At 75.2% G+C, this 23,519-nt stretch carries 20 protein-coding genes; 9 read left to right on the forward strand and 11 right to left on the reverse strand.

Annotated elements, in window-relative coordinates; all coding sequences use genetic code 11:
* Positions 1 to 27 precede the first annotated feature (27 nt).
* Positions 28 to 561: a hypothetical protein gene (locus ACIA79_RS10935; RefSeq protein WP_399427870.1), complete on the reverse strand. Its 534-nt coding sequence runs from the start codon at positions 559 to 561 to the stop codon at positions 28 to 30.
* Positions 562 to 662: 101 nt separating this feature from the next.
* On the opposite strand from ACIA79_RS10935, the gene ACIA79_RS10940 reads away from it, so the two are divergent.
* The 3 genes from ACIA79_RS10940 (at position 663) to ACIA79_RS10950 (ending at position 3,960) form a co-directional block, all read left to right on the forward strand.
* Positions 663 to 1,388: a class I SAM-dependent methyltransferase gene (locus tag ACIA79_RS10940; protein ID WP_399427871.1), complete on the forward strand. Its 726-nt coding sequence runs from the start codon at positions 663 to 665 to the stop codon at positions 1,386 to 1,388.
* 90 nt (positions 1,389 to 1,478) lie between these two features.
* Entirely contained in the window at positions 1,479 to 2,327 is an 849-nt protein-coding gene (locus ACIA79_RS10945) for a hypothetical protein (RefSeq protein WP_399427872.1), read from the forward strand.
* 112 nt (positions 2,328 to 2,439) lie between these two features.
* Entirely contained in the window at positions 2,440 to 3,960 is a 1,521-nt protein-coding gene (locus tag ACIA79_RS10950; protein WP_399427873.1) for a DUF6056 family protein, read from the forward strand.
* Here ACIA79_RS10950 and ACIA79_RS10955 read toward each other — a convergent pair.
* The 3 genes from ACIA79_RS10955 to ACIA79_RS10965 all read right to left on the reverse strand — a co-directional run bounded on the left by ACIA79_RS10955 (position 3,935) and on the right by ACIA79_RS10965 (position 5,891).
* Positions 3,935 to 4,429 (reverse strand): GtrA family protein, encoded by a 495-nt coding sequence (locus ACIA79_RS10955; RefSeq protein WP_399427874.1) that lies wholly within the window; start codon positions 4,427 to 4,429, stop codon positions 3,935 to 3,937. The genes ACIA79_RS10950 and ACIA79_RS10955 overlap by 26 nt on opposite strands.
* Positions 4,426 to 5,442: a glycosyltransferase family 2 protein gene (locus tag ACIA79_RS10960; protein WP_399427875.1), complete on the reverse strand. Its 1,017-nt coding sequence runs from the start codon at positions 5,440 to 5,442 to the stop codon at positions 4,426 to 4,428. Before ACIA79_RS10960 ends, ACIA79_RS10955 begins: the two co-directional genes overlap by 4 nt.
* Positions 5,443 to 5,699: 257 nt before the next feature.
* Complete coding sequence (locus ACIA79_RS10965; protein ID WP_399427876.1) at positions 5,700 to 5,891, reverse strand: DUF2795 domain-containing protein; 192 nt, start codon at positions 5,889 to 5,891, stop codon at positions 5,700 to 5,702.
* 244 nt (positions 5,892 to 6,135) lie between these two features.
* Here ACIA79_RS10965 and ACIA79_RS10970 point away from each other — a divergent pair, with 244 nt between their 5' ends.
* Positions 6,136 to 6,348 (forward strand): DUF5133 domain-containing protein, encoded by a 213-nt coding sequence (locus tag ACIA79_RS10970; protein ID WP_399427877.1) that lies wholly within the window; start codon positions 6,136 to 6,138, stop codon positions 6,346 to 6,348.
* Positions 6,349 to 6,668: 320 nt separating this feature from the next.
* Here the strand turns inward: ACIA79_RS10970 and ACIA79_RS10975 are convergent, their stop codons facing one another.
* The gene (locus tag ACIA79_RS10975; protein ID WP_399427878.1) at positions 6,669 to 7,619 is read right to left on the reverse strand and encodes a MurR/RpiR family transcriptional regulator; all 951 of its coding nucleotides are present in this window, start codon (positions 7,617 to 7,619) and stop codon (positions 6,669 to 6,671) included.
* A 211-nt stretch (positions 7,620 to 7,830) separates the two neighbouring features.
* Here ACIA79_RS10975 and ACIA79_RS10980 point away from each other — a divergent pair, with 211 nt between their 5' ends.
* The 4 genes from ACIA79_RS10980 (at position 7,831) to ACIA79_RS10995 (ending at position 14,584) form a co-directional block, all read left to right on the forward strand.
* Entirely contained in the window at positions 7,831 to 10,581 is a 2,751-nt protein-coding gene (locus ACIA79_RS10980; RefSeq protein WP_399427879.1) for a SpoIIE family protein phosphatase, read from the forward strand.
* A gap of 59 nt (positions 10,582 to 10,640) precedes the next feature.
* Complete coding sequence (locus ACIA79_RS10985; protein ID WP_399427880.1) at positions 10,641 to 13,079, forward strand: SpoIIE family protein phosphatase; 2,439 nt, start codon at positions 10,641 to 10,643, stop codon at positions 13,077 to 13,079.
* Between the two features lie 60 nt (positions 13,080 to 13,139).
* Positions 13,140 to 13,478, forward strand: a complete 339-nt coding sequence (locus tag ACIA79_RS10990; RefSeq protein WP_399427882.1) for a DUF3140 domain-containing protein — start codon at positions 13,140 to 13,142, stop codon at positions 13,476 to 13,478.
* Positions 13,479 to 13,549: 71 nt separating this feature from the next.
* Positions 13,550 to 14,584: a DNA topoisomerase IB gene (locus tag ACIA79_RS10995; protein ID WP_399427883.1), complete on the forward strand. Its 1,035-nt coding sequence runs from the start codon at positions 13,550 to 13,552 to the stop codon at positions 14,582 to 14,584.
* A gap of 27 nt (positions 14,585 to 14,611) precedes the next feature.
* Here the strand turns inward: ACIA79_RS10995 and ACIA79_RS11000 are convergent, their stop codons facing one another.
* Positions 14,612 to 15,367, reverse strand: coding sequence for an SDR family oxidoreductase (locus ACIA79_RS11000; RefSeq protein ID WP_399427884.1), 756 nt, complete (start codon positions 15,365 to 15,367; stop codon positions 14,612 to 14,614).
* Between the two features lie 433 nt (positions 15,368 to 15,800).
* Here ACIA79_RS11000 and ACIA79_RS11005 point away from each other — a divergent pair, with 433 nt between their 5' ends.
* Complete coding sequence (locus tag ACIA79_RS11005) at positions 15,801 to 17,069, forward strand: MFS transporter (protein ID WP_399427885.1); 1,269 nt, start codon at positions 15,801 to 15,803, stop codon at positions 17,067 to 17,069.
* A gap of 238 nt (positions 17,070 to 17,307) precedes the next feature.
* Here ACIA79_RS11005 and ACIA79_RS11010 read toward each other — a convergent pair whose 3' ends face one another.
* From ACIA79_RS11010 to ACIA79_RS11030, 5 genes are all read right to left on the reverse strand, one after another.
* Complete coding sequence (locus ACIA79_RS11010; protein WP_399427886.1) at positions 17,308 to 18,708, reverse strand: PfkB family carbohydrate kinase; 1,401 nt, start codon at positions 18,706 to 18,708, stop codon at positions 17,308 to 17,310.
* Positions 18,705 to 19,364, reverse strand: a complete 660-nt coding sequence (locus tag ACIA79_RS11015) for an SIS domain-containing protein (protein WP_399427887.1) — start codon at positions 19,362 to 19,364, stop codon at positions 18,705 to 18,707. The genes ACIA79_RS11010 and ACIA79_RS11015 overlap by 4 nt, the downstream gene beginning before the upstream one ends.
* A gap of 93 nt (positions 19,365 to 19,457) precedes the next feature.
* On the reverse strand, positions 19,458 to 20,723 hold the full coding sequence (locus ACIA79_RS11020; RefSeq protein ID WP_399427888.1) for a glycosyltransferase: 1,266 nt from the start codon (positions 20,721 to 20,723) through the stop codon (positions 19,458 to 19,460).
* A complete protein-coding gene (locus tag ACIA79_RS11025; protein WP_399427889.1) occupies positions 20,720 to 21,685 on the reverse strand; it encodes a glycosyltransferase in 966 nt (321 codons plus the stop codon). Before ACIA79_RS11025 ends, ACIA79_RS11020 begins: the two co-directional genes overlap by 4 nt.
* A 16-nt stretch (positions 21,686 to 21,701) precedes the next feature.
* Positions 21,702 to 23,378 (reverse strand): carbamoyltransferase, encoded by a 1,677-nt coding sequence (locus tag ACIA79_RS11030; RefSeq protein WP_399427890.1) that lies wholly within the window; start codon positions 23,376 to 23,378, stop codon positions 21,702 to 21,704.
* Positions 23,379 to 23,519 lie beyond the last annotated feature (141 nt).

The raw sequence follows: 23,519 nt of genomic DNA on the forward strand, positions 1-23,519 counted from the left end.
GCCCCGGCGCCCGCCACCCGGGACAGCTCAGCCCGACACCGCCCGCAGGGCCCCCGGGCGGCGGCCGGTCAGCCGGTCCGGCGCCGCCGCGGCGGCCCCGTCGGCGGGCAGGTGCACGATCAGCCTCAGACCGACGTCGCCGGGCAGCTCCAGCGTCTCGTACGCCAGGCGCAGCGCCCCCGCCTCCGGGTGCGCCGGCCGGGTGACGCCCGTGGCCGCCGGGAGCCCCGGCAGGGTGCGCACCCGGTCGGCGAAGTCCCCCCCGGCCGTGAAGGCCGGCTCGTCGGCGAACGCCGCGACTTGGGGGGTCGGCCCGGAACAGCCCCTGCTTGAGCGCGGACCTGCTCGTCGGCTACCCGGTCCCGGTCGGGGAAGACGGTGTGCCCGCTCGTCGGCCGGCATCGCCAGTTCCGCCCGGCGCAGCCCCGGCGTACGGCGGCGGACCGGTGGGCAGGCCGGCCTCGGCGGGGTGACCGCCTCGCGGCGCGTCCGCAGGAAGAGTCCCAGCTCGTTGTCGCTCAACCGGCACCCGGAGGAGCACGCCACCGCCGCGAAGACCATGCTCGACCAGCCCGACTGGTGGGGCCGGGTGCTGCGCGACGCCCGCCGCGAGCGCCCCTACGCCGGCCGGTGGCCCCGGCCCGCCGATACGCTGGACGGCGATGTTCACAGCCAAGGGCCCGACCCTCCGCGAACTCGCCGTCCAGGCGCTCTCCTCCACCGAGCACGGCTACGACCTGCTGGCCCCCTCGTTCGACCGGACGCCCTTCCGCACCCCCGACCGGCTGCTCGACGCGGTCACCGACGCGCTGCGGCCGCTCGGGCCGTTCCGCGCCGGCCTCGACGTGTGCTGCGGCACCGGGGCGGGCCTGCGCGTGCTGCGGGAGGTGTGCCGGGAGCAGGTCACCGGCGTCGACTTCAGCGCCGGGATGCTCGCCCGGGCCCGCGCCGCCCACCCGCGCACCACCGCCGGGCCGGTGCCGCACTGGGTACGCGCCGACGCCCGCGCGCTGCCGTTCCGGGAGGGCTTCGACCTGGCCGTGAGCTTCGGCGCCTTCGGGCACTTCCTGCCCCGCGAGCGTCCGGCCCTCTTCCGCCAGGTGCACACGGCCCTGCGGCCCGGCGGACTGTTCGCCTTCCCCGTCCCGGCCCCGCCGCCGGTGGGTTCACTGCCCTACTGGGCCCTGTGGGGCTTCGACTCCGCGATGCGGGTGCGCAACCTCCTGTGGCGGCCGCGCTTCATCATGTACTACCGCAGCTTCCGCCTCCCGGACGTCCTCGACGACCTGGCCCGCACCGGTTTCACGGCCGGCACGACGGCGCTCCCGGCGCTCGGCACCCGCCCCGACGGCGCTCCCCGCTGCCGGCTCGTGGTGGCACGCCGGTAGGTTGGGCGGCGCCCCGCCCCGCGGGGGGCCGCACCCGGCCCCCGGGGGCTCACCCCGACCGACCCCGTCGGGCTGCCCACCAGGAGAAACGTGTCCGCCACCGCGCCCCGGCCCCGGCTGCTGTACGTCACCGACCTCGCCTACCAGGCCCGTGGGCGGCGCTACTGCGACGAGGACATCTTCCTGACGTCCCGGCTGCGCGACACCTTCGACCTGGCCCTGTGCCACCCGGCCGACGCGGCCGCCCTGATGGCCTCCTTCGACGCCGTCGTCGTACGCAACAGCGGCCCGGTGCTGCACTACCGCGCCGCGTACGACGACTTCCGCGCCCGCGCCCTGGCCGGCGGGGTCCGCGTGTACAACCAGCTCACCGGCAAGGGCGACATGGCCGGCAAGCAGTACCTGCTCGACCTGAGCGCCGCGGGATACCCGGTCATCCCCACCGTCGACCGCCCGGAGGACCTCCACCTCCTGCCCCCGGCGGACACCTACGTCGTCAAGCCCAGGACCGGCGCGGACTCGATAGGGCTGGAGTTCGTCACCCCCGACCGCCTGCCCGGCCTCGCCGCCGGCGGCGACGTCCTCGTCCAGCCCCGCATCGACTTCCGCTACGAGGTGTCGTTCTACTTCGTCGACCGCACCTTCCAGTACGCCCTCCACGCCCCCCGCCCCGACCGGCGCTGGGACCTCGCCCCGTACGCGCCCACCGCCGCGGACCTGGCCTTCGCGCAGCGGTTCGTCGACTGGAACGCCATCGACCACGGCATCCAGCGGGTCGACGCCTGCCGCGCTCCCGGCGGCGAACTCCTCCTGGTCGAGCTGGAGGACCTCAACCCCTACCTCTCCCTCGACCTCCTCGACGAGCGGACCCGCGACGCCTTCGTCACGCGGATGACCGCGTCCCTGCGCCGCCTCCTCGGCGCAATCTCGGCCGCCTGAGCGCTCCTGAGGTTGCGATCCGGCAATACGTCCGGGCGAATGGAAACGACACCGCGAGAAATCCCCTCTTGGGTGTCGGACCAGTGGTTTTCCGAGAGGCAGTGAACAGAGCATGTCCGTCGGCGCAACGAGTGTCACCATCCCCCGGGAACCGGGCGACAGCCCGGGGGCGGGGCCGGGGAAGGACGGGGGAGGACCGCGCCGGTCGTGGACCACCGCCTGGACGACGGGCCTGGCGCTGCTGCCGCTGGGCCTCCTGGCCGCGGCGTCGTACCTGGGCCGCTACGTCCGGCCGAGCGCCGACGAGTGGTGCTTCCTGCCGGTCGTGCGGGACGGGGGCATCTGGGGACTCGTCGGCAAGTTCTACTCCACCGACAACGGGCGGATCGCCAACGGCCTGCTCGTCGGGCTGTACGCCGAGTTCCCCGTCGCCGGCCACCAGTGGTACGCCGTGATCAGCGGCGTCCTGATGCTGGTGCTGCTGTGGGCCGTCACCGTCCACGCCCTGCGCGCCACCGGCCGGCAGGTGCCGCGTGGCGTGCCGCTGCTCGTCGCCTCCATGATCACGGCGATGTTCCTCTTCGCCACGCCCAACACGTACAAGACCTTCTTCTGGCCGGCCGCCTCCGTCTCGCACACGCTGGCACCCGTGCTGGCGTGCGCGGCGGCCGTGCCGCTGATGCGCGCCCGCGGCCGCCGGGGCAGGATCGCCGCCCTGGTGGTGGTGCTGCTCGCGGGCGTCTTCATGGGCACGCTCTCCGAGGAGGCGTCCGTCGTCGCGCTCGTGGTGCTCGCCGTCGCCGCCGTCTGCGCGAACCTGCTGTTCACCGCGCGGGTGCGCGCCATGGTCCGCGTCTGGGCGGTGACCGGTATGGCGGGCGTCGCCATCGGCACGCTCCTGCTCGTGACCTCCCCGGGTTCGCGCAACCGCCGTCGGCGGTACGACGCCGAGACCGTCTCCATGCTCGCCCCCGAATCGCTGATCGGGTCGCTGCGCGCGTACCTGCGCATCCTGGAGACGGTCTTCACGACGTGGGAGTACGTGGGCGCGGTCGCGGCCGGCGTGCTGCTGGGGCTGTTCGCGCGCCGCCGGGCGGGCCACCGGCCGGTGCTCAGGCCGTGCCGCCCGCTGCTGCTCGCCGCGCTCGGCACGCTCACCTTCCTCGCCTGCGGCTACCTGTGCACCGCCATCACCTACCCGGCCTTCGGGGAGCGCGTGGTGCGCACCGAGCGGACCTGGAACGACTGGCTGCTGGTGTACGTCGCCCTGCTCGTCGGCATCGGCGCCCTGACCGGCCGCGCGGTGCGGCTGCGCACCGCCGCGTCGGGCAGCCGCAACCGCCTGGTGACGGCGCTGGCCGCGGCGGTGTGCGCGGTGTCCGTCCTGGGCCTGGTCGCACCGCTGTACGACCTGGGCCACGACATGAAGGTGCGGGCCCAGAAGTGGGACCGCCAGGACCGCTGGCTGCGCGAGCAGGCCGCCGGCGGCGCCACCACGGCCCCGTACACGCCGCTGTCCGTCGGCCGGATGCTGGAGCCGTTCGGCAACGGCGGGCGCAACGTGTGGCCCGCGCAGTGCGTCGCCGACTACTACCGCCTGGACAAGGTCACTTACGGGACGCGCCTTCCGTGACCCGGGTCGCCTCCTCCGCCCGCGGCGGCCGGGACCCCGTCCGACGGGTCGCGGCCGCCCCGGAGGTGATGGCCCATCGGGCCAGCAGGAACGACAGCGGTGTGACGGCGACGCCGGCCGCGAGCGCGGCGAGGTTCTCGTTCATGCCGAGCCGGGTCACGGCGAGGTGGAGGAGGACGCCGCTGCCGACGACGTTCACCGCTCCGGAGAGCGGATAGCGCGCGAAGGCCCGCCAGGTGGGCCGGGTGCGCAGGGTGAGGTACGAGTTGAGCAGGAACGAGCCGACGACGCTCACCGCGTACCCCACGACGTGCGCCGCCAGATACGGCAGCCAGATGTTCAACGAGGCGTACACGGCGTAGTAGACCGCCGTGTTGGCCAGGCCGATCGCCGCGAAGGCCGCGAACTGGCGCAGGCCGGCCGCGCTCGGCCGGCGCAGCACCGCGCGGCCGCCCGGGCGGTGCTTCACGACTCCGGCCGGGTGCGGCCGGCGGCTTCCAGCCGGGGCGTGGCGCGGGCGGCGGCACCTTCCGCGGCGCCGGGGGCGGTACGCGCCTCCGCGGGCTCGTTCGTCTCGCGCACGACGTAGTGGGGGCGCCGCTTGGCCTCGTGGTAGATCCGGCCCACGTACTCGCCGATGACGCCGAGGGTGGCGAGCTGGACGCCGCTGAGCGCCACGATGGCGGTGATGAGCGTCGCGTAACCCGGGGTGTCGACCCCGTCCAGGATGACGTTGGCGATGATCCACAGCGCGTACGCGACGGCCGAGAGGAAGAGCCACAGGCCGGTGTGGATCGCCAGCCGCAGCGGGCGGCTGTTGAAGGAGAGCAGCCCGTCGATGCCGTAGTTGAGCAGCCGCCGGCCGCCCCACTTCGACTGCCCCGCGGCCCGTTCGACGTTCTGGTACGTGAAGCTGACGGTGTCGAAGCCGATCCACGAGAACAGGCCCTTGGAGAAGCGGTTGCTCTCCGGCAGGGACATGACCGCCTCGACCGCGCGGCGCGACAGCAGGCGGAAGTCGCCGGCCCCGTCCACCACCTCGACGTCCATGAAGCGGCGCACCAGGCGGTAGTAGGCACGGCTGAGCGAACTGCGCACGGCGCCCTCGCCCGTGCGGTCGCGCTGGGCGATGACCTGGTCGTAGCCGTGGCGGTGGAGCTCCAGCATGCGGGGGACGAGCTCCGGCGGGTGCTGGAGGTCGGCGTCCATGAGGACCACGGCGTCGCCCCGGGACATGTGCAGGCCGGCCAGCATGGCCGACTCCTTGCCGAAGTTGCGGCTGAAGGAGGTGTAGCGCACCCGCGGGTCCGCCGCCGCGAGCGCGCGCAGCCGGTCCATCGTTCCGTCGCGGCTGCCGTCGTCGACGTAACAGACCTCGAAGGTCGTGCCGGCCGGTTCGAGAGCCGCGGTGAGGGCGGCGTGGAACGCCTCGATCACCTCGCTCTCGTCGAAGCACGGGACGACGACCGAAATATGGACCATTGCCTACTCACTCCATGCACCGTTGTGCGGGGCGGCGGACGCACGATCGGAGCCCGCCGCACAGGGAGGATGGCGATCGGCCGGCCGGGGTTGCCTTGCCGTGCGGAGGACTTCGGCACATGTGCCGCCGCGTTCCTCCCCAGTGGAGCGCGCGCGGGGGCGCGGCACCGTCCCACGCCGTCCACTCGGGTGACCCCCGGACACGGCTCCGCCCCGCGGTCCCGCGGCGGGCGGCGGGGCGGACGGTCCGGGTCGGCTCAGGACTCCTTGCGCACCTCCTTGTTGACGGCGGCCGGCGAGTCGTACTCCTTTTCCGGCAGCGACTTGAGCGCCTCCATGACGTCCCGGCCCGCCTTGTGCTTCTGCGCCGTGCCGACGATGTCCTGCTTCGACGCGGGGTAGTGCACACCGCCGAGAGCCTTCTGCATTTCAATGGGGTTCACGTTCATATGCGATGAATACCCCCGTCATAGGAAACATCACCGGAAAACGGGCGATCACGGTCTGTGTCCATGCTGGGCGGATCCGTCACGGTTGCATCACAATGTCGGTTGAGGAGCGGAGCGCGCGGGCACATCCAGGTGCGGGGGATGGCGTCCCGGCAGGGGACTGGCGCGACCGGCCTCGGGAGGGAGGCCGGCATCGGCATCCCTCCCACCGTGTGCTGTGTGGCGTGGAAAGGCAGGTACGTTCATGCTGTTGGCGCATCCCGCGGTGCTGCAGGAGCTCGTGGCCCGCTACGAATCCCTGTGCACCGCCGCTCAGGGGCTGTCCATCGCCCCCGACCTCGAACGCCGGCTCGAGGACGTGACGTACACGCTCTGCGTGACGACGGGAACGCGCCAGCTGGATCAGGCGCTGGCCGCCGCCCGGGCGCGACTTGCCGCCACTGCCGCAAGTACCTGACCGGCCGAATTGAGGCGGCCCCGGTCCAGGGGTTGACCGGGGCCGCCACGGGCATCCGAGGGGAGACGGAGTACCCGGTGGGAACACCCCCCGACCGGCGCGAGGAGGGAGCGCCGATCGGGTCGTGTTCTGTTTCAAGGCCCTGCGGGCAGGGCTTTGAGGGGTGTGCCGGGGGTGCCGCCGTGACTGTCATCCGGCGGCCCCCGGTCGTTCGAGCAGTAAATATATTTACCGTCGAGTAAGCAAGTGCATGAAAAATTTCATGCGGGCCGGTGGCGTGAAAACACCCCCGGCGAGGCGTCGCTCCGACGTCGCGGGGGTCAGTCGTCCAGGAAGAAACTGTGCTGTTCCGCGGCCTGTTCGTACCCTTCCAGCCGCAATTGGGTCCGCTCGGGATTGGCATCGGCCATCGCCTGCAGCACCGAGGCCGACAGCACACCGGGCGCCGCGTACGAATCGAAGACCAGGCGTGATCCCGTCCCCGCGGTGAGCGTCACATCCGCCTCGTCCACCAGCGGCCCCAGCGTCAGGTCGGTGATCAGCGCGACCCGCAGCCCGGTGCGCCGCGCCGTCCGCAGAGCCGCCAGCGTCTCGTTGGCGTGCCGGGGCATCGCGAACGCCAGCACCCACGTACCACCCGCCTCCCGCGACTGAAGCAGCGCGTCGTAGGCGACGCTGCCACCGCGGGTCACCAGCCGCACGTCGGGGTGGATCCGGCGCGCGGCGTAGGCGAAGTACTCCGCCAGCGACACCGAGATCCGCAGGCCGAGCACCGTCAGCGGCACCGAGCCGGCCAGCTCCCGCCCCACGTCGAGGATCTGGCCCGGGTCCGCCACGAGCCGGCGCAGCGCCTCCAGGTTCTCGATCTCCGCGTCGACGGCCGCCTGCAGCTCGTTGCGCCGGACCTCCTCGGCGGCGTCGGGCACCCCGGCGACCGCGCTGAGCGCGATGGGCTGGAGCGCCTCGCGCAGCGCCGGGAAGCCGCTGTAGCCGAGGGAGGTGGCGAACCGGGTCACCGAGGGCTGGCTCACGCCCACCCGCTCCGCCAGGTCCGTGATCGACAGGAACGCCGCCTCGGTGAGGTGGTCGATCATGTACTGCGCGATGCGGCGCTGCGCGGGGGAGAGGCGGTGGCCGCCGAAGAGCGCCAGCACCCGGTCCGAGGGCGACGGCGGCGCGCCCGGCCCGTCCTCACCGCCCTGCCCCGGCGGAGCCTGAAGGCCCCGCCGGATCGCGGCCGCCTGTGCGCGTGCCTGCTGCCCTGATGGCACCGGCGTGCCTCCTTCCAGTCCCGATCGCCCTCAACATACTTCACCCTCCGCAGCCGCCGGAGTGCGTCGTGAGCGGCACCGGACGGCCCCGGCGCCCACCGATGTGCGCCACCGGCCGGGCCGGGAGCATGCTGGGGGTGTCGCGTCCGTCCCGGCAGGCGCGGGACGCGGCGCCCCCGGGCCGGATCCCGCCGAGTGAGGGGGGACGACAATGCCAGACGGACCGCACAGCGATCCCCGCCCGGCCGAGCGCCGGACGGCCGCCGACGGGCGCCCCGGGGAGGCCCGGACCCCGTCCGGCGGCGGGCCGTCCGCCCCGCACCGCCCTGCCCCCGGCGGCCCGTCCGCGTCCGCCGCGTACGCCGGCCTCCCTCCCGCGCCTCCCGCGGCTCCGGACGGCCGGGTCCCCCAGGGGCGGCCGCTCCACGAGCACGCGACGGGCGGCCGGGGCGGTCCCGGGCTCGCGCCGGCCGGGCGGGACGAGCTCGGCGCCGTGCTCGCGCAGGCCGCGGTGAGCGCCGTCGAGGCGGCCGGCGGGTACGCCGGAGGGGTCTACCTCCGCACCGGGACCCCCGGACTGCTGCGGCTGGCCGTTCTGAGCGGCCTGCCCGGACCGCTGTTCCGGCCCTGGTGGCGCATGCACATGAACCGCCCCTTCCCCATCGCCGAGGCCTACCGCTCCGGCCGGACCGTCGCCCTCGCCGACGCCGAGGAGGCCATGCGCCGCTTCCCGCAGCTGATGGCCGGGCTGCCGTTCCCCTTCGGCTCCCTGTACACGCCGGTCACCCACGGAGGCGACCGTTTCGGCGTGCTCGTCGTGCTGCGCCCGGCCACCGCGGGGCGCCGGGTCGAGGCGGCCGACCTCGACCGGATGGCCGGCATCGCGCAGCGCCTCGCCGGACGGCTCGCCGACCTCACCGCCCGGGGCGCCTCCGTCGCCTGGGACCGCGAACCCGACTGCGTCCAGCTCCCCGCGACGGACACGCCACCGGTCCGGGTCGGCCACCTGCAGTGGAACCTCGACAGCGGGGCCGTCACGGTGGACGAGGAGGCGCGCGCCATCCTGGGCGGCGGACCGGGCGGTCCGCCCGGCGAGGGCGTCCCCGGCACCGCCGGACAGGGCCGTACGCCCGGCCGGAGCGTCCCGCGCACCGCCGACGAGCTGATGGCCCTGCTGTCACCGGAGGACGCCTCCGGACTGCGCGTGCTCGCCGCCCGGGCGGCGGAGTCCGAGCAGTCGGTGCCCCGCCGGATCTGGGTGCGCGGGCCCGACGGCCGCCCCCGGCTCCTCGAACTGACCGCGGACCGCCCCGGCCGGCTGTCCGGCCGCCTCGTCGACCCCGGCACCGGTCCCGTCATCGCGGCAGCGGCCGACCGCCTGCCGCGGGGCATGCTCTCGGCCGACCGGCTCGGCCGGGTCACCTTCGCCAGCCGCACGGCCGAGACCCTGCTCGGCAGCCCCCGCACCGAACTCGTCGGGAAGTCCCTCTACGAGGCGCTGCCGTGGCTCGGCCACCCCGCCCACGAGGAGCACTTCCGGGCCGCGCTGCTGTCGGAGGACCCCGTCCACTTCCTGGCCCACGTCGCCACCGGCAGCTGGCTGTCCGTCTCCCTCTACCCGGGCCACGACGGGCTGACCGTCATCCTCGCCGCCGAGGAACAGCCCGTGTACACACCCGGCTCCGTCAGCGCGCCCGGCGGCGGCCTGGCCGCCGGCCTCGGCTCACCGGCCGACCGGGCCTCCGTGCTCTACCGGCCCGTCGCCCTGGCCATCGCGCTCACCGAGGCGGTCACCATCCGCCAGGTCTCCGCGGTGGTGACCGAGGAACTGCTGCCCGCCTTCGGCGGCCGCCAGCTCGCCATCTACCTCCTGGAGGAACGGCACCTCCGGATGGCCTGGGAGACGGGCTTCCCGCAGGGCTTCCTCGACCGGTTCGACGGCGTCGCGCTCGACGCCCGGCTGCCCGGCGTCGAGACCCTCACCACCGGCCGGCCCATCTTCTTCGAGTCCATGCAGCGCCTCGCGGACGCCTACCCCGGCATCCCCCTGGACGCCCACGTCGGCGCCCGCGCCTTCCTCCCCCTGATCGCCTCCGGCCGCCCCATCGGCTCCTGCATCCTCGGCTTCGACCAGCCGCGCGGCTTCAGCCCCGAGGAGCGCACGGTCCTCACCGCACTCGCCGGGCTCATCGCGCAGGCCCTCCAGCGGGCCCAGCGCTACGACTCCGAAGCCGCCCTCGCCCGCGGCCTGCAGGACGCCCTGATGCCGCACCGGCTGCCCCGCCTGCGCGGCGTCGAGACCGTCGGCCGCTACCTGCCGGGCACCCAGGGCATGGAGGTCGGCGGCGACTGGTACGACGTCATCGACACCGGGCGGGCCATCGCCCTGGTCATCGGCGATGTCCAGGGCCACGGGGTGTCCGCCGCGGCCACCATGGGCCAGCTGCGCAGCGCCGTCCGCGCCTTCGCGCTCAGCGGGCACGACCCCGAGGAGGTGATGAGCGGCACCAACAGCCTGCTCATCGACCTCGACCCCGGGCAGTTCGCCAGCTGCTGCTACGCCGACCTCGACCCCGCCACCGGCGTGGTCAGGGCTGTCCGCGCCGGGCACCCGCAGCCGCTGCTGCGGCACCCCGACGGCCGGACCGAGGTCCTGGACCTGGCCGGAGGGGTCGTCCTCGGCATCGATCCCGACGCCTCGTTCCCGGTCACCGAGCTCCGGCTGCCGCCCGGCGCCGTCCTCGCCCTGTTCACCGACGGGCTCGTGGAACGGCCCGGAACCGACATCGACCTCGGCATCGAACGACTCCGCGGCACCCTCGCCGCCGTCGGCCGCGCCTCCCTGACCGACGCGGCGGACCGGCTCGTCCACGAGGCCACGGCCGCCACCGACCGCCCCGACGACATCGCGCTGCTCCTCGCCGCCCGCCCGGAACCGGGCGGCGCGCCCCGTACCCGGTGAGCGCGGTTGTGGAGCCCGCACGGCCGGGCGACCATCAGGAGACGACGAAGGCAGGTGCCATGAGCGCGGTGAACGCAGCCGAGGGTGCCGACTTCCGGGGCCCCCTCGACGTCACGAGAGCGGCGACGGCCGTCCTGGACGCCGGCGACACGGTCGTCGGCTGGAGCCCGGCGGCCCACGCGCTCCTGGGCTACCCGGCGCACGAGGCCGTGGGCCGCCCACTCGGCACCTTCGTGGTGGACCGGGCCGGTGCCTACCACCCGGCCGCCGAACTGCCCGGCGCCTCGAGCGCCCGCCGCCGGATCCTGCACATGCGCCACTGGGACGGCCGCATCATCCGTGTCACGTCCGCGACGCTGCCGCTCTTCCACACCAGCGAGGGCCCCGGCGCCGACGCCGGCCCCGCCCGGCTCCTGGCCCTGGCCGACGCCGACGAGACCGAACACTGGGAGGCCCTGCAGTCGATGCTGCGCGGGCTCGCCACCCAGTCGCCCGTCGGGCTGGCCATCTACGACACCGACCTGCGGGTCGTGTGGACGAACCACGCCCTCTTCCGAGAGATGGGCACCAGCCAGTACGCGGGGCTGGGGCCCGACGAGATGGTCGCCGACGGCGAGATCCTCTCCGCCGGCTACCCGCCCACGCTGGCGGAGACCATGCGGCGGGTCGTCACCACCGGCGAACCCGTCATCGAACTCCACTACCGGGGCCGGCCGCCCATGGACCCCCTCCACGACCACGTCTGGTCATGCTCGTACTACCGCCTCCAGGACGCGGGCGGCGCCACCCTCGGCGTGTGCGAGGAGACCGTCGACATCACCGACCGCTACCTCGCCCAGCAGCGCCTCGACCTGCTCGTACGGGCCGGCGGACGCGTCGGCACCACCCTCGACATGGTCCGCACCGCACAGGAGCTCTCCGCGGTGACCGTGCCGCAGTTCGCGGACGCCGTCACCGTCGACCTGCTGGACGCGGTACTCGAAGGGGACCAGCCGGCCCCCGGCACCGCACCCGCCCGCCGCGTCGTCCGCGTGTGGGACGGACCGGCGAACGGCGCCGCCGTACCCGGGCCCGCGCCCCGCCGCCCCGTGGACTACCCGCCCGACGCGCCCCAGGCGCGCTGCCTGGCCACCGGACGCCCCGTGCTCGACAGCCCGCCCGACGCGGACCCGGCCTCCTCCCGGCTCGTGGTGCCGCTGCGCACCAAGGGCCCCGCCCTCGGCGTCGTCACCTTCGTCCGGGACCACCACCCCGACCCGTTCGGCGCCGCGGACCTGCCCGTCGCCGACGAGCTCGTCGCCCGCGCCGCCGTCTGCATCGACAACGCCCGCCGCTACACCCGCGAACACACCGCCGCCCTGATGCTCCAGCGCAGCCTGCTGCCGCGGAACCTGCCCCGGCTGTCCGGCGTCGAGATCGCCCACCGCTACCTGCCGGCCGACATCACGACCGGCGTCGGCGGCGACTGGTTCGACGTCATCGCCCTGTCCGGCAAGCGCGTCGGACTCGTCGTCGGCGACGTGGTCGGCCACGGACTGCGCGCCGCCGCCACCATGGGCAGGCTGCGCACCAGCGTCCACGTCCTCGCCCAGCTCGACCTGCCGCCCGACGAGCTCCTCACCCGGCTCGACGACCTCATCACCCAGACGGCCCAGGAGCGCACCGCCGTCGCCGGCGCCCCCGCCGGCGACGCGGAACCGGACCCGGTGCCCGACGACGCCGCCCTCGGCGTCACCTGCCTGTACGCCGTCTACGACCCCGTCACCGGCCGGTGCAGCATGGCCCGCGCCGGCCACCCGCTGCCCGCCGTCGTCGACCCGGACACCGGCTCCGTCAGCCACCCCGACCTGCCCGCGGGCCCGCCCCTCGGCCTCGGCGGCCTGCCCTTCGAGAGCGCGGAGATCACCCTCCCCGAAGGCAGCCTCCTCGCCCTGTACACCGACGGCCTCGTGCAGGGCCGCGGCCGGGACCGCGACATCGAGCTCGACGCGCTGCGCGGGGTGCTCGCCGACCACCGCGGGCCCCTGGACGACCTCTGCGAGCGGACCGTCGCCACCCTGCTGCCCGGACCCGTCGAGGACGACGCCGCCCTCCTCCTCGTCCGCACGCACCTCCTGGACCGCGGCCAGGTCGCCACCTGGGAGCTCGCCGACACCCCCGAGATGGTGGGCCGTGCCCGTTCCCTGGCCACCGGGCAGGTCGGCGCCTGGGGCCTCGACGGCGAGGTCGCCTTCACCACCGAGCTCGTCGTCAGCGAACTCGTCACCAACGCCATCCGGTACGCCTCCGGGCCCGTCCAGCTGCGGCTCATCCGCGACCGCACCCTCATCTGCGAGGTGTCCGACACCGGCCACACCTCGCCCCACCTGCGCCGGGCCGGCAACGACGACGAGGGCGGCCGCGGTCTGTTCCTCGTCGCGCAGATGACGCAGCAGTGGGGCACGCGCTACACCGCCACGGGCAAGACGATCTGGGCCGAGCAGACCCTCCCGCCGTGACGTTTGTCCCCGGTGCCGACCGGAAACCCGGGGGGCGTCCGCACCGTCGGGAGGTATGCCATGGCAGCGTCCGGACAGATCAGCGCCGAACTGTGGGACGAGTTCCACACCGTCGTCAACATGACCTCGCGCGAACTCCAGGAGTGGCTGAACGTCGCGTCGGCGGGCGAGGAGACGGAGGAGCTCCCCGACCGGGCCGGGAAGGCCACCGGCCGCCGGGTCCTGGAGATCCTCGGCAAGCGCCGTACGGACCTCACGGAGGACGACGTCACCGTCATGGAGCGCGTCTGCGGCATCGTCCGCACCCAGCGCGGCCCGGACATGGAACCCACGGCCGGCGGCGAGGGATGGCGCCACGGCCTCATGGACATCGGGCACGACCCGCTCAAGCCCGTCTAGCGTCCGTCAGGCACCGGCGCCGGCGTCCGCGGACCCTCCAGCGGCCGTCCGGGCGGCCCGAGGAGGATCCCTTGCGTCTGCACCACACCAGGCCGACCGACCCCGGCTGGACCCGCGTCCGCCACGGGCGCGGCTTCCGCTACCCGGACGCCCAGGGGCAGCCCCTGCGCGACCCGGCCGCGCTCGACCGGATCCGCGGGCTGGTCATCCCGCCCGCCTGGCGGGACGTCCGGATCTGTGCCCGGCCCAACGGCCACCTCCAGGCCGTGGGCACCGATGCCGCCGGGCGCCGCCAGTACCTGTACCACCCGCAGTTCCGCGCCGAGCAGGAGCAGGCCAAGCACGACCACGTCCTCGACGTCGCCGAGACCCTGCCCGCCCTACGGGAAGCCGTCGAAGGGCACCTGGGGGACCGCGGACCGACCCGCCGGCGCGTCCTGGCCACCACCGTGCGCCTGCTCGACCTCGGCTTCTTCCGCATCGGCAGCGACCGCTACGTGGAGCTGAACAACAGCTTCGGCCTGACCACGCTGCTGCGCGAGCACACCCGCTGCCAGGCCGGCGCGGTCCTCTTCACGTACAACGGCAAGCACGGCAAGGAGATCGTCCAGAGCGTCGTGGACCCCGCCGCCTGCCGCAGCCTCACCGCGCTGCTGCGCCGCGGCGGCGGCGGTGACCGGCTCCTCGCCTACTGGGAGCGGCCCGAGTGGCGCGAGGTGACCAGCGCCGACGTCAACGCCTACCTGAAGGAGCTCGCCGGGCTGGAGGTCACCGCCAAGGACTTCCGCACCTGGCACGCCACCGTCATGGCCGCCGTGGCGCTGGCCGTCTCGCAGTCCGTCGCGCGCAGCGAGACCGCCCGGCGGCGCGCGATCTCCCGGGCGTGCCGCGAGGTCTCCGGCTACCTCGGCAACACCCCCGCGGTGTGCCGGGCCTCCTACGTCAGCCCGCGGGTGATCGAGCTGTACGAGGAGGGCGTCACGGTCGCGGCCGCGCTCCCCCGCCTCGGGGACGAGGGGGCGTACGGCATCCCGGCCACGCAGGGGCCCGCCGAGCGGGCGGTACTGCACATGCTGCGGACCGGGCGCTCCCCGGAGAACGTCTGAGCGCGCCCGGTGCGAGGGCCTGCCGGCTCACGGCCAGGACGGCTCCTTGCGGGGCACCACCACCAGCTCCGAGACCGCGCTGCCCGCCGGCACGGACAGCGCGTACAGCACCGTGTCGGCGACGACGTCCGGGCTCTGCAGCAGCGAGACGTCGGCATCGGGGAAGCGCTCAAGGATGAACGGCGTCTCCATGCCGCCCGCGATGATCCCGGTGACGCCGATGCCCGGGCAGTCCCGCTGGGCCTCCTTGAACAGCGTGTGCGTGAAGGCCCGCAGCCCCGACTTGGCCGAGGAGTACGGGCCCGCCTCGGTCCACGTGCGGTTCGACGCGGTGGACAGGATGTTCACGATGTGGCCGCCGCCCCGGGCGATCATGCGGCGGTAGGTCTCCAGGCACAGGTACATCGGCCCCAGCAGGTTCGTGGCGACCACCCGCGTGACCTCGTCGGCGGTGAGGTGCTCGATCGGCTTCGAGACGTCCACGGCGGCGTTGTTGACCAGGACGTCCACGGCCTGCCCGTCCTGCTCCAGTTCCCGGAAGACGTCCGCGACCGCCGCGGCGTCCCGCACGTCCAGCTCCACGAACCGGGCCTCGCCCGGTGCGCCGTTCCGGTCGAGCTCCTCGCACAGCTCCCGCGCCTGCTCCTTGCGGACGTCCGCCACCAGCACGGACGCCCCCGCGCCGGCCAGGCGCCGGGTGATCGCCGCACCCAGCCCGCGCGCGGCGCCGGTCACCAGCGCCTGCCTGCCCCGAAGGTCGACCCGCTCTCCGCTGCCGCTCATGGCTGCCTCCTCCTGCCGCTGCTTGCTGCCTTCCACTGTGGCCCGCGCCACTACGGAAGGCATGCCGGGCCGTCACTGTGAGCAAGCACACCAGGAGCGGCGTACCAGCAGGTCAAGCGGCACACGAGGGCTGCCCGGGCCGCTGGGCGGGCCCCTCGCCGGGACCGGCGCGCGCACCACTTCTGCCACCATGGTCGACGCTGCGGGACCGCCTCCGACAAGGCGCGCAGCAGCAGACAGTTCCGGTGGACCGGCCCTTGCAGCGCAGCAGGAAGCCTCCCCTTCCGCCGATTCCGCCATCCGAGTCCACCGGCTCGTCACCCCCCACCTCACCGTGCCTCCTTCCTCCGCGCCGTCCACGGCTCCCGCGCCTTCCGCGCCCGCATCCGCCCCCGCCGACCGCTCCCCGTGGCGTTCGCTCCGGTACCGCAGCATGCGCTGGTGGTCCGTCGGGAACTTCGTCTCCAACGCCGGCACATGGATGCAGCTCACCGTCCAGAACCTGCTGGTCCTCCAGATCACCGGGTCCGCCGCCGCTACGGGCCTGTCCCTCTCGGTGCAGGCCGCGCCCGGGCTGCTGATGAGCCTCGCCGGCGGCGCCGCCGTCGACCGCTTCCCCCGCAAGCTCACCGCCGCCGTCAGCCAGGCGCTGCTGGGCGCCGTCGCGTTCGTCACCGCGTTCCTCGTCGCGTACGACCAGCTCGGTCTCGGCGTCCTGATGGCGCTGGCCGCCGTCACGGGCCTCATCGCCACCGTCGACGGCCCCGCCTGCGCGCTGCTCGGCAACGACCTGGTCCGCCCGGAGGACGTGCCCTCCGCGATCGGTGTCGGCTCCCTGGTGCACAACGCCGGACGCCTCGCGGGCGCCGGCCTGGCGGGACTCGCCGTCGGGGTCTTCGGTACGGCCGCCGCGTACGCCGCGAACGGTCTGTCCTTCCTCTTCGTCACCGCGGTGATCCCGTTCCTGCGCCCGGTCGCGACGGCGGTCACCACGCGCCCGCCCGCCGCCGCCCCGCACACGACGGACAGCGCACAGAGCGCCGACAGCGCGGACGGCATGACGGTGCGGGAGGGGCTGGCCTTCTTCGCACGCCGTCCCCGGCTGGTCGCCCTCGCGGGCATCACCGGCATCAGCGCGGTCTTCGGCCGCAACTACGGCCTGACCCTGGCCGTCCTGGTCACCGGCCCGCTCGCGGGCGGCGCCGGCGCCTTCGGCACCGTCTCCACCGTCCTCGCCGCCGGCGGCATCGTCGGCGCGGTCCTCGGGGCCCGGCTGCGCAAGCCGTCCGTCCGGATCGTCGGCCTGCTGGCCGCCTCCGGCGCCCTGCTCCAGGTGGCGGCGGGCCTCTCGCCGTCGCTCGCCGTCCTGCTGGTCCTGGTGCTGCCGATGGCCGTCGCCGAGTCGGTCTCCGACACGGCCGGCACGACGGTCCTCCAGACCGATCCCCCCGCCCACCTGCGCGGCCGCGTCCTCGGCGTGTGGGGCAGCATCCGCACCGTGTGGTCCCTCGCGGGCCCTCCGGCGCTCGGTCTCCTCATGGAGCTCGCCGGTGCCCGCGGCGCCCTCGTCACCGGCGGCCTCGTCATCGCGGGCGCGATCGGTGCGGGCCACTTCCTGCGGGACCGCCGCCCCGTCCCGGCGCCGGTGCTCGTCCGCACCCCGGCCCTCACCGACCGCCCGGCCCTGGGCACCGCGGCTTAGGGGTGTCCTTGTCTTGGGGGGGGGGGGGGGGGGGGGGGGGGGGGGGCGGGGCCCGCCCGCGGCCCGCGGGGGGCGCGCGCCCCACCCCCCCGCCGCCGGCGCGCCGCCGCGGGCGCGCGCCGTGGCGTGGGGGGCCCGCCCCCCCCCCGCCCCGGGGGCCCCCCCCCCCCCCCCCACACCCCACCCCTGGGCCGCGCTCCGCCGACCGGGCGGAGCGCGGGGCGGCGGGCTGCCGCCCTCAGCGGCCCGGAGGGCGGATGGGCGCCGCCGCTTCGGCCGCGCGGCGGGCCAGCAGGGTGGTGGAGCGGCCGTCCAGGTAGGGCAGGACCACCGCCTGGCCGCCCCAGGTGCGCAGCACGTCCGCCTCCGGGAGGTCCTCCGCCGAGTAGTCGCCGCCCTTGACCCACACGTCCGGGCGCAGCCGGCCCAGCACCTCCACGGGCGTGTCGCCGTCGAAGACCGCGACCGCGTCGACGCTGCCGAGACCCGCGAGGACCCGCACCCGGTCCGCGAGCGGATTGAGCGGCCGGCCGGGGCCCTTGAGACGTCCCACCGAGTCGTCGGAGTTCACGCACACGATCAGGCAGTCGCCGATGCCGCGGGCGCTCTCCAGCAGCCCGACGTGGCCCGCGTGCAGCAGGTCGAAGCAGCCGCCGGTGGCCACCACCGTGCCGCCCTGCGCGCGGATCCGGTCCGCCAGGGCGAAGGCGTCCGTCTCCGGCGCCTCATGGCCCCGGACCGGCGGCGCGGCGCGCCACAGGCCCCGGTTGCCCGCGCCGCCGGCCGCCACGAACGCCGCCGCCTCGGCGACCGCCTGCTGCACGGCCTCCTCGGGCAGCGCACCGTCCGCGAGCGCCGCGGCCGTCGCGGCGGCGAAGCAGTCACCCGCGCCGCACGGGTCGCCCTGCGCCCGGTACGGAGCCGGGACCAGCATCGGCGTGTTGGCGCCCGGCCGCGTCAGCAGCACCCCGCGCTCGCCGAGCGTCACCGCCACCGTCGCCACCCGCCACCGCTCGGCCAGGTCGCCGCCCCGCTCGGCGTACGCCCGGAGGGACTCGCCGTCGCCGCGGCACAGCGCGCGCGTCTCGGCGGCGTTCGGTGTGACGATGCGGCAGCCCGGCACCGGGGCGTCGCCCTTCAGGTGCGGGTCCCACACGACCGGCACCTTGGGGGCGACGGCGGCCAGGTGCTCCCGTACCGCGCCCGCGGTGTGCCGTCCGTAGTCCGCGACGAGCACGGCGTGCGCGTCGGCGAGCGTGTCGCGCACCGCGCCGTCCGGTTCCCCCGGGTCGCCGCCCCCGCGGTCGATGCGCACCAGGGGCCGGCCGCCGGCCAGCACCCGCGTCTTCACCGGCAGCGTGCCGTTGAGCGGCAGCTCCACCACGCGGACGCGGCCCCGCAGCGTGCGGCGCACCGCCTCACTGGCCGGGTCGTCGCCGAGCGCGGTGACCAGCACCACGTCCCGGCCGCCGCGGGTGGCGAGCAGCGCCGCCAGACCCGCGCCGCCGGGGCGGCGCTGGTCACCGGTGACGTCCACGACCGGCGCGGGCGCGTCCGGCGCCAGGCGGGTGGCGACACCTTCGATGTCCTCGTCGAGCAGTACGTCGCCGACGACGACGAGGGGCTTGCGTCCGGTCATGACATCCTCCGATGGGCCGCGACGGGCGCCGACGCGCCCGCCGCCCGCGCGGGCCGGCCGCCGGCCCCGGTCACCGCCGCGTCGAAGCACGCGCACAGCAGGTGCACGGCGACGAGGTGCGTCTCCTGGACGGTCGCCGTCGCGTCGGCCTCGACGCACAGCGCCTCGTCCGCCGCCTCGGCCAAGGGGTTGGGTCCCGGGCCGGTCAGCGCCCACACGCGCAGCCCGGCGGCCCGGCCCGTGACCGCCGCCGCGACGAGGTTGGCGCTGCGGCCCGAGGTGGACAGCAGGACCAGGACGTCACCGGGGCGGCCGTGGGCGGCGACCTGCCGCGCGTACACCTGGTCGAAGCCGTAGTCGTTGCCGATGGCGGTCACGCTGGACGTCTCCGCGTGCAGCGCGATCGCCGAGTAGGCGGGGCGCTCGTCCTTGTAGCGCCCGACCAGTTCGGCGGTGAGGTGCTGGGCCTGCGCGGCGCTGCCGCCGTTGCCGGCGGCGAGCAGCCGGCCGCCCACGGGCAGGACGGCGGCGAGCTCGCCGCCCCACTGAGCGATCCGTTCCAGGTGCTGCCGGCGGAACCGGCCGAGCGCGTCCTGCAGCGACCGGCAGTGGCGCTGCGCGGCCTCGAGTGCGAGGGGAGCGAGGGGATCTGTCATGGGCTTCCGGGCGCGGCGCGTCCCAGCGGACGGCGGCGGTCCCGCACCTCCTTCGAAGGTCCAGTGGGGCCGGGGGCGGAAGGCGGAGGGCGTTCAGGCCACCTCCGTGACGGCGGTCCGTGCGGTGAGCACCGCGCCGTACACCGCTTCGGTGGCCGCCGCGACCCTGGCCCAGCCGTACCGGCTCAGCACCCGCCGGCGGCCGGCCTCGCCGCACGCCGCACGCCGCTGCGGGTCGGCGAGCAGCTCACCGACGGCGGCGGCCAGCGCCTCGGGGTCGCCCGGCGGCACCAGCCGTCCGGTGACCGGGTCGTCGACGGTGTCGAGCTGGCCGCCGACCGCACTGGCGACGACCGGTCTGCCGCACGCCATCGCCTCCAGCGGCACGATGCCGAACGGCTCGTAGTCCCCCGGGCACAGCACCACGTCCGCGCTGCGCAGCAGCGGCGGGACGTCCTCGGCGGCCACACCGCCGGTGAACCGGACGCGGTCGGCGACCCCGGCGGCCCGGGCGAGCTCGCGCAGCCGGCGTACCTCCGGGTCCGCGTCGAGCAGGTGCGGCGGCGGGCCGCCGACGATGAGGAGCTCGGCACCGGGCAGCCGCGACAGGGCCTCGACCGACACGGCGGCGCCCTTGCGGGGCACCAGCCGGCCCAGCTGGAGCAGCCGGTGGCGCACCGCCGGGTCCCGGTCGGCGACCGGCCCCTCGGGGCGGAACAGACCGGTGTCGACGCCGCACGGCACGACGGCGACCTTGTCGGGCGGAATGCGCATCCGGGCCAGTTCGAGGACCTCGTCGTGGCAGGTGGCGATCACCCGGTCGCAGCCCATGCCGACCTCCCGCTCGCAGGCGATGCGCTCCGGCGGGCTGGTGTCGGCCTGCTGCTGGTGGCGCCGCTTCACCGTGCCCAGCGCGTGGTACGTGTGCAGCAGCGGCAGCCGCAGCCCCCGCGCCGCCTGCAGGGACGCCACGCCCGACATCCAGAAGTGCGAGTGCACCACGTCGGGCGGCCGGATGCGCCACTCGCGGGCCATGTAGCGGCCGAACGCGGCCATGTACGGCGGCAGTTCGTCCTTCGGCACCGGCTCCGGGGGGCCGGCGGGGACGTGGTGCACCTCCACACCGGGGCGCAGCGCCACCCGGTCCGGCAGGTCCGGCGTGTCGCGCCGGGTGAAGACGGTGACCCGGTGGCCGCGGTCCGCGAGGGCCGCCGCCAGGTGCGCGACATGGACGTTCTGGCCGCCCGCGTCCACACCGCCGAGCGCGGCCAGCGGACTCGCGTGCTCGGAGACGAGCGCGATCGCCAGGTCGGCGGCCCGGGTGCCGTCGTCGAGCGAGGTCGTCGATGTCGATGTCATGCCCGCACCTCCGCGATCACGCGCTCCCAGTCGGCCAGGAAGCGTTTGAGCCCGTACCGTTCGAGGGCCGCCTGCCGGGCCCGCGCGCCGTCCTCGGCGGCGGCCTCCGGCTCGTGCAGGTAGCGGCGGGCGGCCCGGGCGAGCACCTCGGGCCGGGTGGACAGCGTCCCGGCGCCGGACGGCACCGCCTCGACCGCCTCCGTGGTGGCCAGCGCCACCACCGGCATGCCCAGGTGCATGGCCTCCAGCAGCGACAGCCCCAGCGACGTCCAGCGCACCGGGTGCAGGTACACCCGGCGCTCCGCCATCGCCGCGTGCAGGTCGCGCTGCGGCAGGTCGGCGGTGCGGCACCGCTCCTCGGACAACCCCAGATGGGCGGCGAGGCCCTCGGTGCGCATCCCGAAGACGTCCAGCGGCGCGGCCGCGGACAGCTCGGTGAGCAGGTCCGTGCCGGTGTAACGGCCGCGCCGGACCGGTTCGTTGACCACCACGGCCGCGCGCGGCACCCGGCCGGTGTACTGGTGGCCGGGGTCGACGATGCCGTGCTCGATCACCTCGGTGCGCGTCGAGCCGTTGTCCCAGAACAGCCGGTTGAAGTGGGTGACGTGGACCAGGGTCAGATCGTCCCGGTCGGCGCAGGGGTGGCGGGTCTCGGGGACGCCGCCGTCGGGCGCGTTGTGCTCCAGGTACACCGCCGGTACGTCGCGTCCCGGGCGCCGCCCGCCCAGCCAGCGTTCCGCCAGGGCGGGTTCGTGCGGACGCTGGAGGAACACCAGGTCGACCGGCGCGTCACGCAGCTCCCCGGGGGTGACCTCCCGGACCGAGTCGGGCCAGGCGAAGGTACGGGCCCGGCCCAGGCCGTCGGCGTCCCGCTCCGGTGTCACGGGGACGAGGTAGGTGTGGGGCCCCTGGACGAACGCCGTCGTCCAGGAGCCGTGCACGTGCCACAGCAGGATGTTCATCGGCCGGCTCCTCGGCTCACCGCGCCGGTCGCCGTGCGGCGTCGTCGGCGTCGTGGGAGAAGAACGCCCCGCGCCGGACCGCGTACGGCCCGATGGCGAGCAGGTCGACGGGGGAGGACCCGAAGCACTCCAGGGCGTCGCGCGGATCGTCCACCATCGGGCGTCCGGCGGTGTTCAGGCTGGTGTTGACGACCACGGGCAGTCCGGTCAGCCGCTCGAACTCGCTCAGCATCCGCGCCACCAGCGGCTCGGCCTGCCGGTCGACCGTCTGGATCCGGGCCGTGCCGTCGACGTGCACCACCGCCGGGATGCGGTCGCGCCACTCGGGCGCCACGTCGTGCACGAAGAGCATGTACGGGCTGGGCAGCACGCCGGCGAAGATGTCCGCGGCCCGCTCGGCGAGCACCATCGGGGCCACCGGCCGGAACTGCTCGCGGCCCTTCACGTCGTTGAGCCGCTCCAGGTTCCCCGCGTGGCCCGGGTGCGCCAGCAGCGAGCGGTGTCCGAGCGCCCGGGGCCCGTACTCCGAGCGCCCCTGGAACCAGGCGACGATCTGGTTGCCGGCGAGACACCGGGCGACGGTCTGCGCGATGTCCGCCGGCCGGTCGAACGGCACCGCGGCCGTCTTCAGCCAGGCGCCGAGCTCGCTGTCCGACCAATCCCGGCCCAGGTCCGCGCCGGGCATCGGGGAGGGGTCGTCACCGCCGGACGCGGCCAGCAGGAGCGCGCCGCCCAGCGCGGTGCCCGCGTCACCGGCCGCGGGCTGCACCCACACCCGGTCGAACGGTCCCTCGCGGGCTATGCGCGAGTTCGCCACGCAGTTGAGGGCGACACCGCCGGCGAGCGTGAGCAGCCGGTCGTGGGTCTGGCCGTGCAGCCAGCGGACCAGGTCCAGCAGCACCTCCTCCAGCACGGCCTGCGCGCTGGCGGCGATGTCCGCGTGGTCCTGGGTCCACGCCTCGTCGGGCCGGCGCCGCGGGCACAGCTCCGCCCACGGCACCCCGGCGGCGTGGAAACCGCCGTCACCGGTGGGGAAGACGTACCGGCGCAGCTCGGGCAGCATCCGGGGCCGGCCGTGCGAGGCGAGTGCCATCACCTTGAACTCGTCGGAGGACCGGAGGAACCCGAGGTGCTCGGTCAGTTCCTCGTAGACCAGGCCCAGCGAGTGCGGCAGCTCCTGCGCGTACAGCGGCTCCAGGCGGTCGTGCACGCGCCGCGCCGCCAGGTGCGAGGCCCGCTCGCCGCGGCCGTCGAGGACCAGGACGGAGGAGGTGTCGGCGCCCTCGGCGGCGAACGCGCCGGAGGCGGCGTGCGCCATGTGATGCGGCACGAACCGCACGATGCCCGGGTCCAGGCCCGGAAGGGCCGTCCTCAGGAAGCCGGGGGCCTCACGGGCGTAGGTGACCCGCAGGTGGTCCCACGGGTCGTGCAGGCCCATCCGGTCGGCGGGCCGGGAGAGTTCGGGGTCGAAGGAGTACGCCACCGCGTCGAGGTCCTTCGGGCGCAGGCCCGCCCGCTCCAGGCACCATGCCGCGGCCTTCTCGGGCAGCTCCCAGGCGGAGAACGGCAGCGGGCGCTTCCCGTGCTTGCGCCGGGAGAACCGCTCCTCCTCCGCCGCGGCTACGGTCCGTCCGTCGATCACCAGCGCGGCGGCGGGATCGTGGAAGAGGGCGTTGATTCCGAGGATGCGCATGGCGGTCCCATGCCTTTCGGCGAGTCGGGAGGCCGGGCCCGTGGAGTCCGGGCGCACGGCGGGGTGAGAGGGTCGGTGGCCGTCGGGAAGGACGGGGGCGGACCGGGTGACGAGGGTCCGCAGGCCCCCGGCAGGGGAGCG

It is taken from the genome of Streptomyces sp. NPDC051310 (assembly GCF_044455245.1).
Lineage (GTDB): Bacteria > Actinomycetota > Actinomycetes > Streptomycetales > Streptomycetaceae > Streptomyces.

Excerpts from the sequence above, each read along its gene's own strand:
- ACIA79_RS11010 (WP_399427886.1), bottom strand. The coding sequence starts at position 18,708 with ATGACCGGACGCAAGCCCCTCGTCGTCGTCGGCGACGTACTGCTCGAC.
- ACIA79_RS10935 (WP_399427870.1), bottom strand. The coding sequence starts at position 561 with ATGGTCTTCGCGGCGGTGGCGTGCTCCTCCGGGTGCCGGTTGAGCGAC.
- ACIA79_RS11005 (WP_399427885.1), top strand. The coding sequence starts at position 15,801 with ATGCGCTGGTGGTCCGTCGGGAACTTCGTCTCCAACGCCGGCACATGG.
- ACIA79_RS10970 (WP_399427877.1), top strand. The coding sequence starts at position 6,136 with ATGCTGTTGGCGCATCCCGCGGTGCTGCAGGAGCTCGTGGCCCGCTAC.
- ACIA79_RS10950 (WP_399427873.1), top strand. The coding sequence starts at position 2,440 with ATGTCCGTCGGCGCAACGAGTGTCACCATCCCCCGGGAACCGGGCGAC.
- ACIA79_RS11025 (WP_399427889.1), bottom strand. The coding sequence starts at position 21,685 with ATGAACATCCTGCTGTGGCACGTGCACGGCTCCTGGACGACGGCGTTC.
- ACIA79_RS11030 (WP_399427890.1), bottom strand. The coding sequence starts at position 23,378 with ATGCGCATCCTCGGAATCAACGCCCTCTTCCACGATCCCGCCGCCGCG.
- ACIA79_RS10960 (WP_399427875.1), bottom strand. The coding sequence starts at position 5,442 with ATGGTCCATATTTCGGTCGTCGTCCCGTGCTTCGACGAGAGCGAGGTG.
- ACIA79_RS10965 (WP_399427876.1), bottom strand. The coding sequence starts at position 5,891 with ATGAACGTGAACCCCATTGAAATGCAGAAGGCTCTCGGCGGTGTGCAC.
- ACIA79_RS10980 (WP_399427879.1), top strand. The coding sequence starts at position 7,831 with ATGCCAGACGGACCGCACAGCGATCCCCGCCCGGCCGAGCGCCGGACG.
- ACIA79_RS11015 (WP_399427887.1), bottom strand. The coding sequence starts at position 19,364 with ATGACAGATCCCCTCGCTCCCCTCGCACTCGAGGCCGCGCAGCGCCAC.
- ACIA79_RS11000 (WP_399427884.1), bottom strand. The coding sequence starts at position 15,367 with ATGAGCGGCAGCGGAGAGCGGGTCGACCTTCGGGGCAGGCAGGCGCTG.
- ACIA79_RS10940 (WP_399427871.1), top strand. The coding sequence starts at position 663 with ATGTTCACAGCCAAGGGCCCGACCCTCCGCGAACTCGCCGTCCAGGCG.
- ACIA79_RS10985 (WP_399427880.1), top strand. The coding sequence starts at position 10,641 with ATGAGCGCGGTGAACGCAGCCGAGGGTGCCGACTTCCGGGGCCCCCTC.
- ACIA79_RS10990 (WP_399427882.1), top strand. The coding sequence starts at position 13,140 with ATGGCAGCGTCCGGACAGATCAGCGCCGAACTGTGGGACGAGTTCCAC.
- ACIA79_RS11020 (WP_399427888.1), bottom strand. The coding sequence starts at position 20,723 with ATGACATCGACATCGACGACCTCGCTCGACGACGGCACCCGGGCCGCC.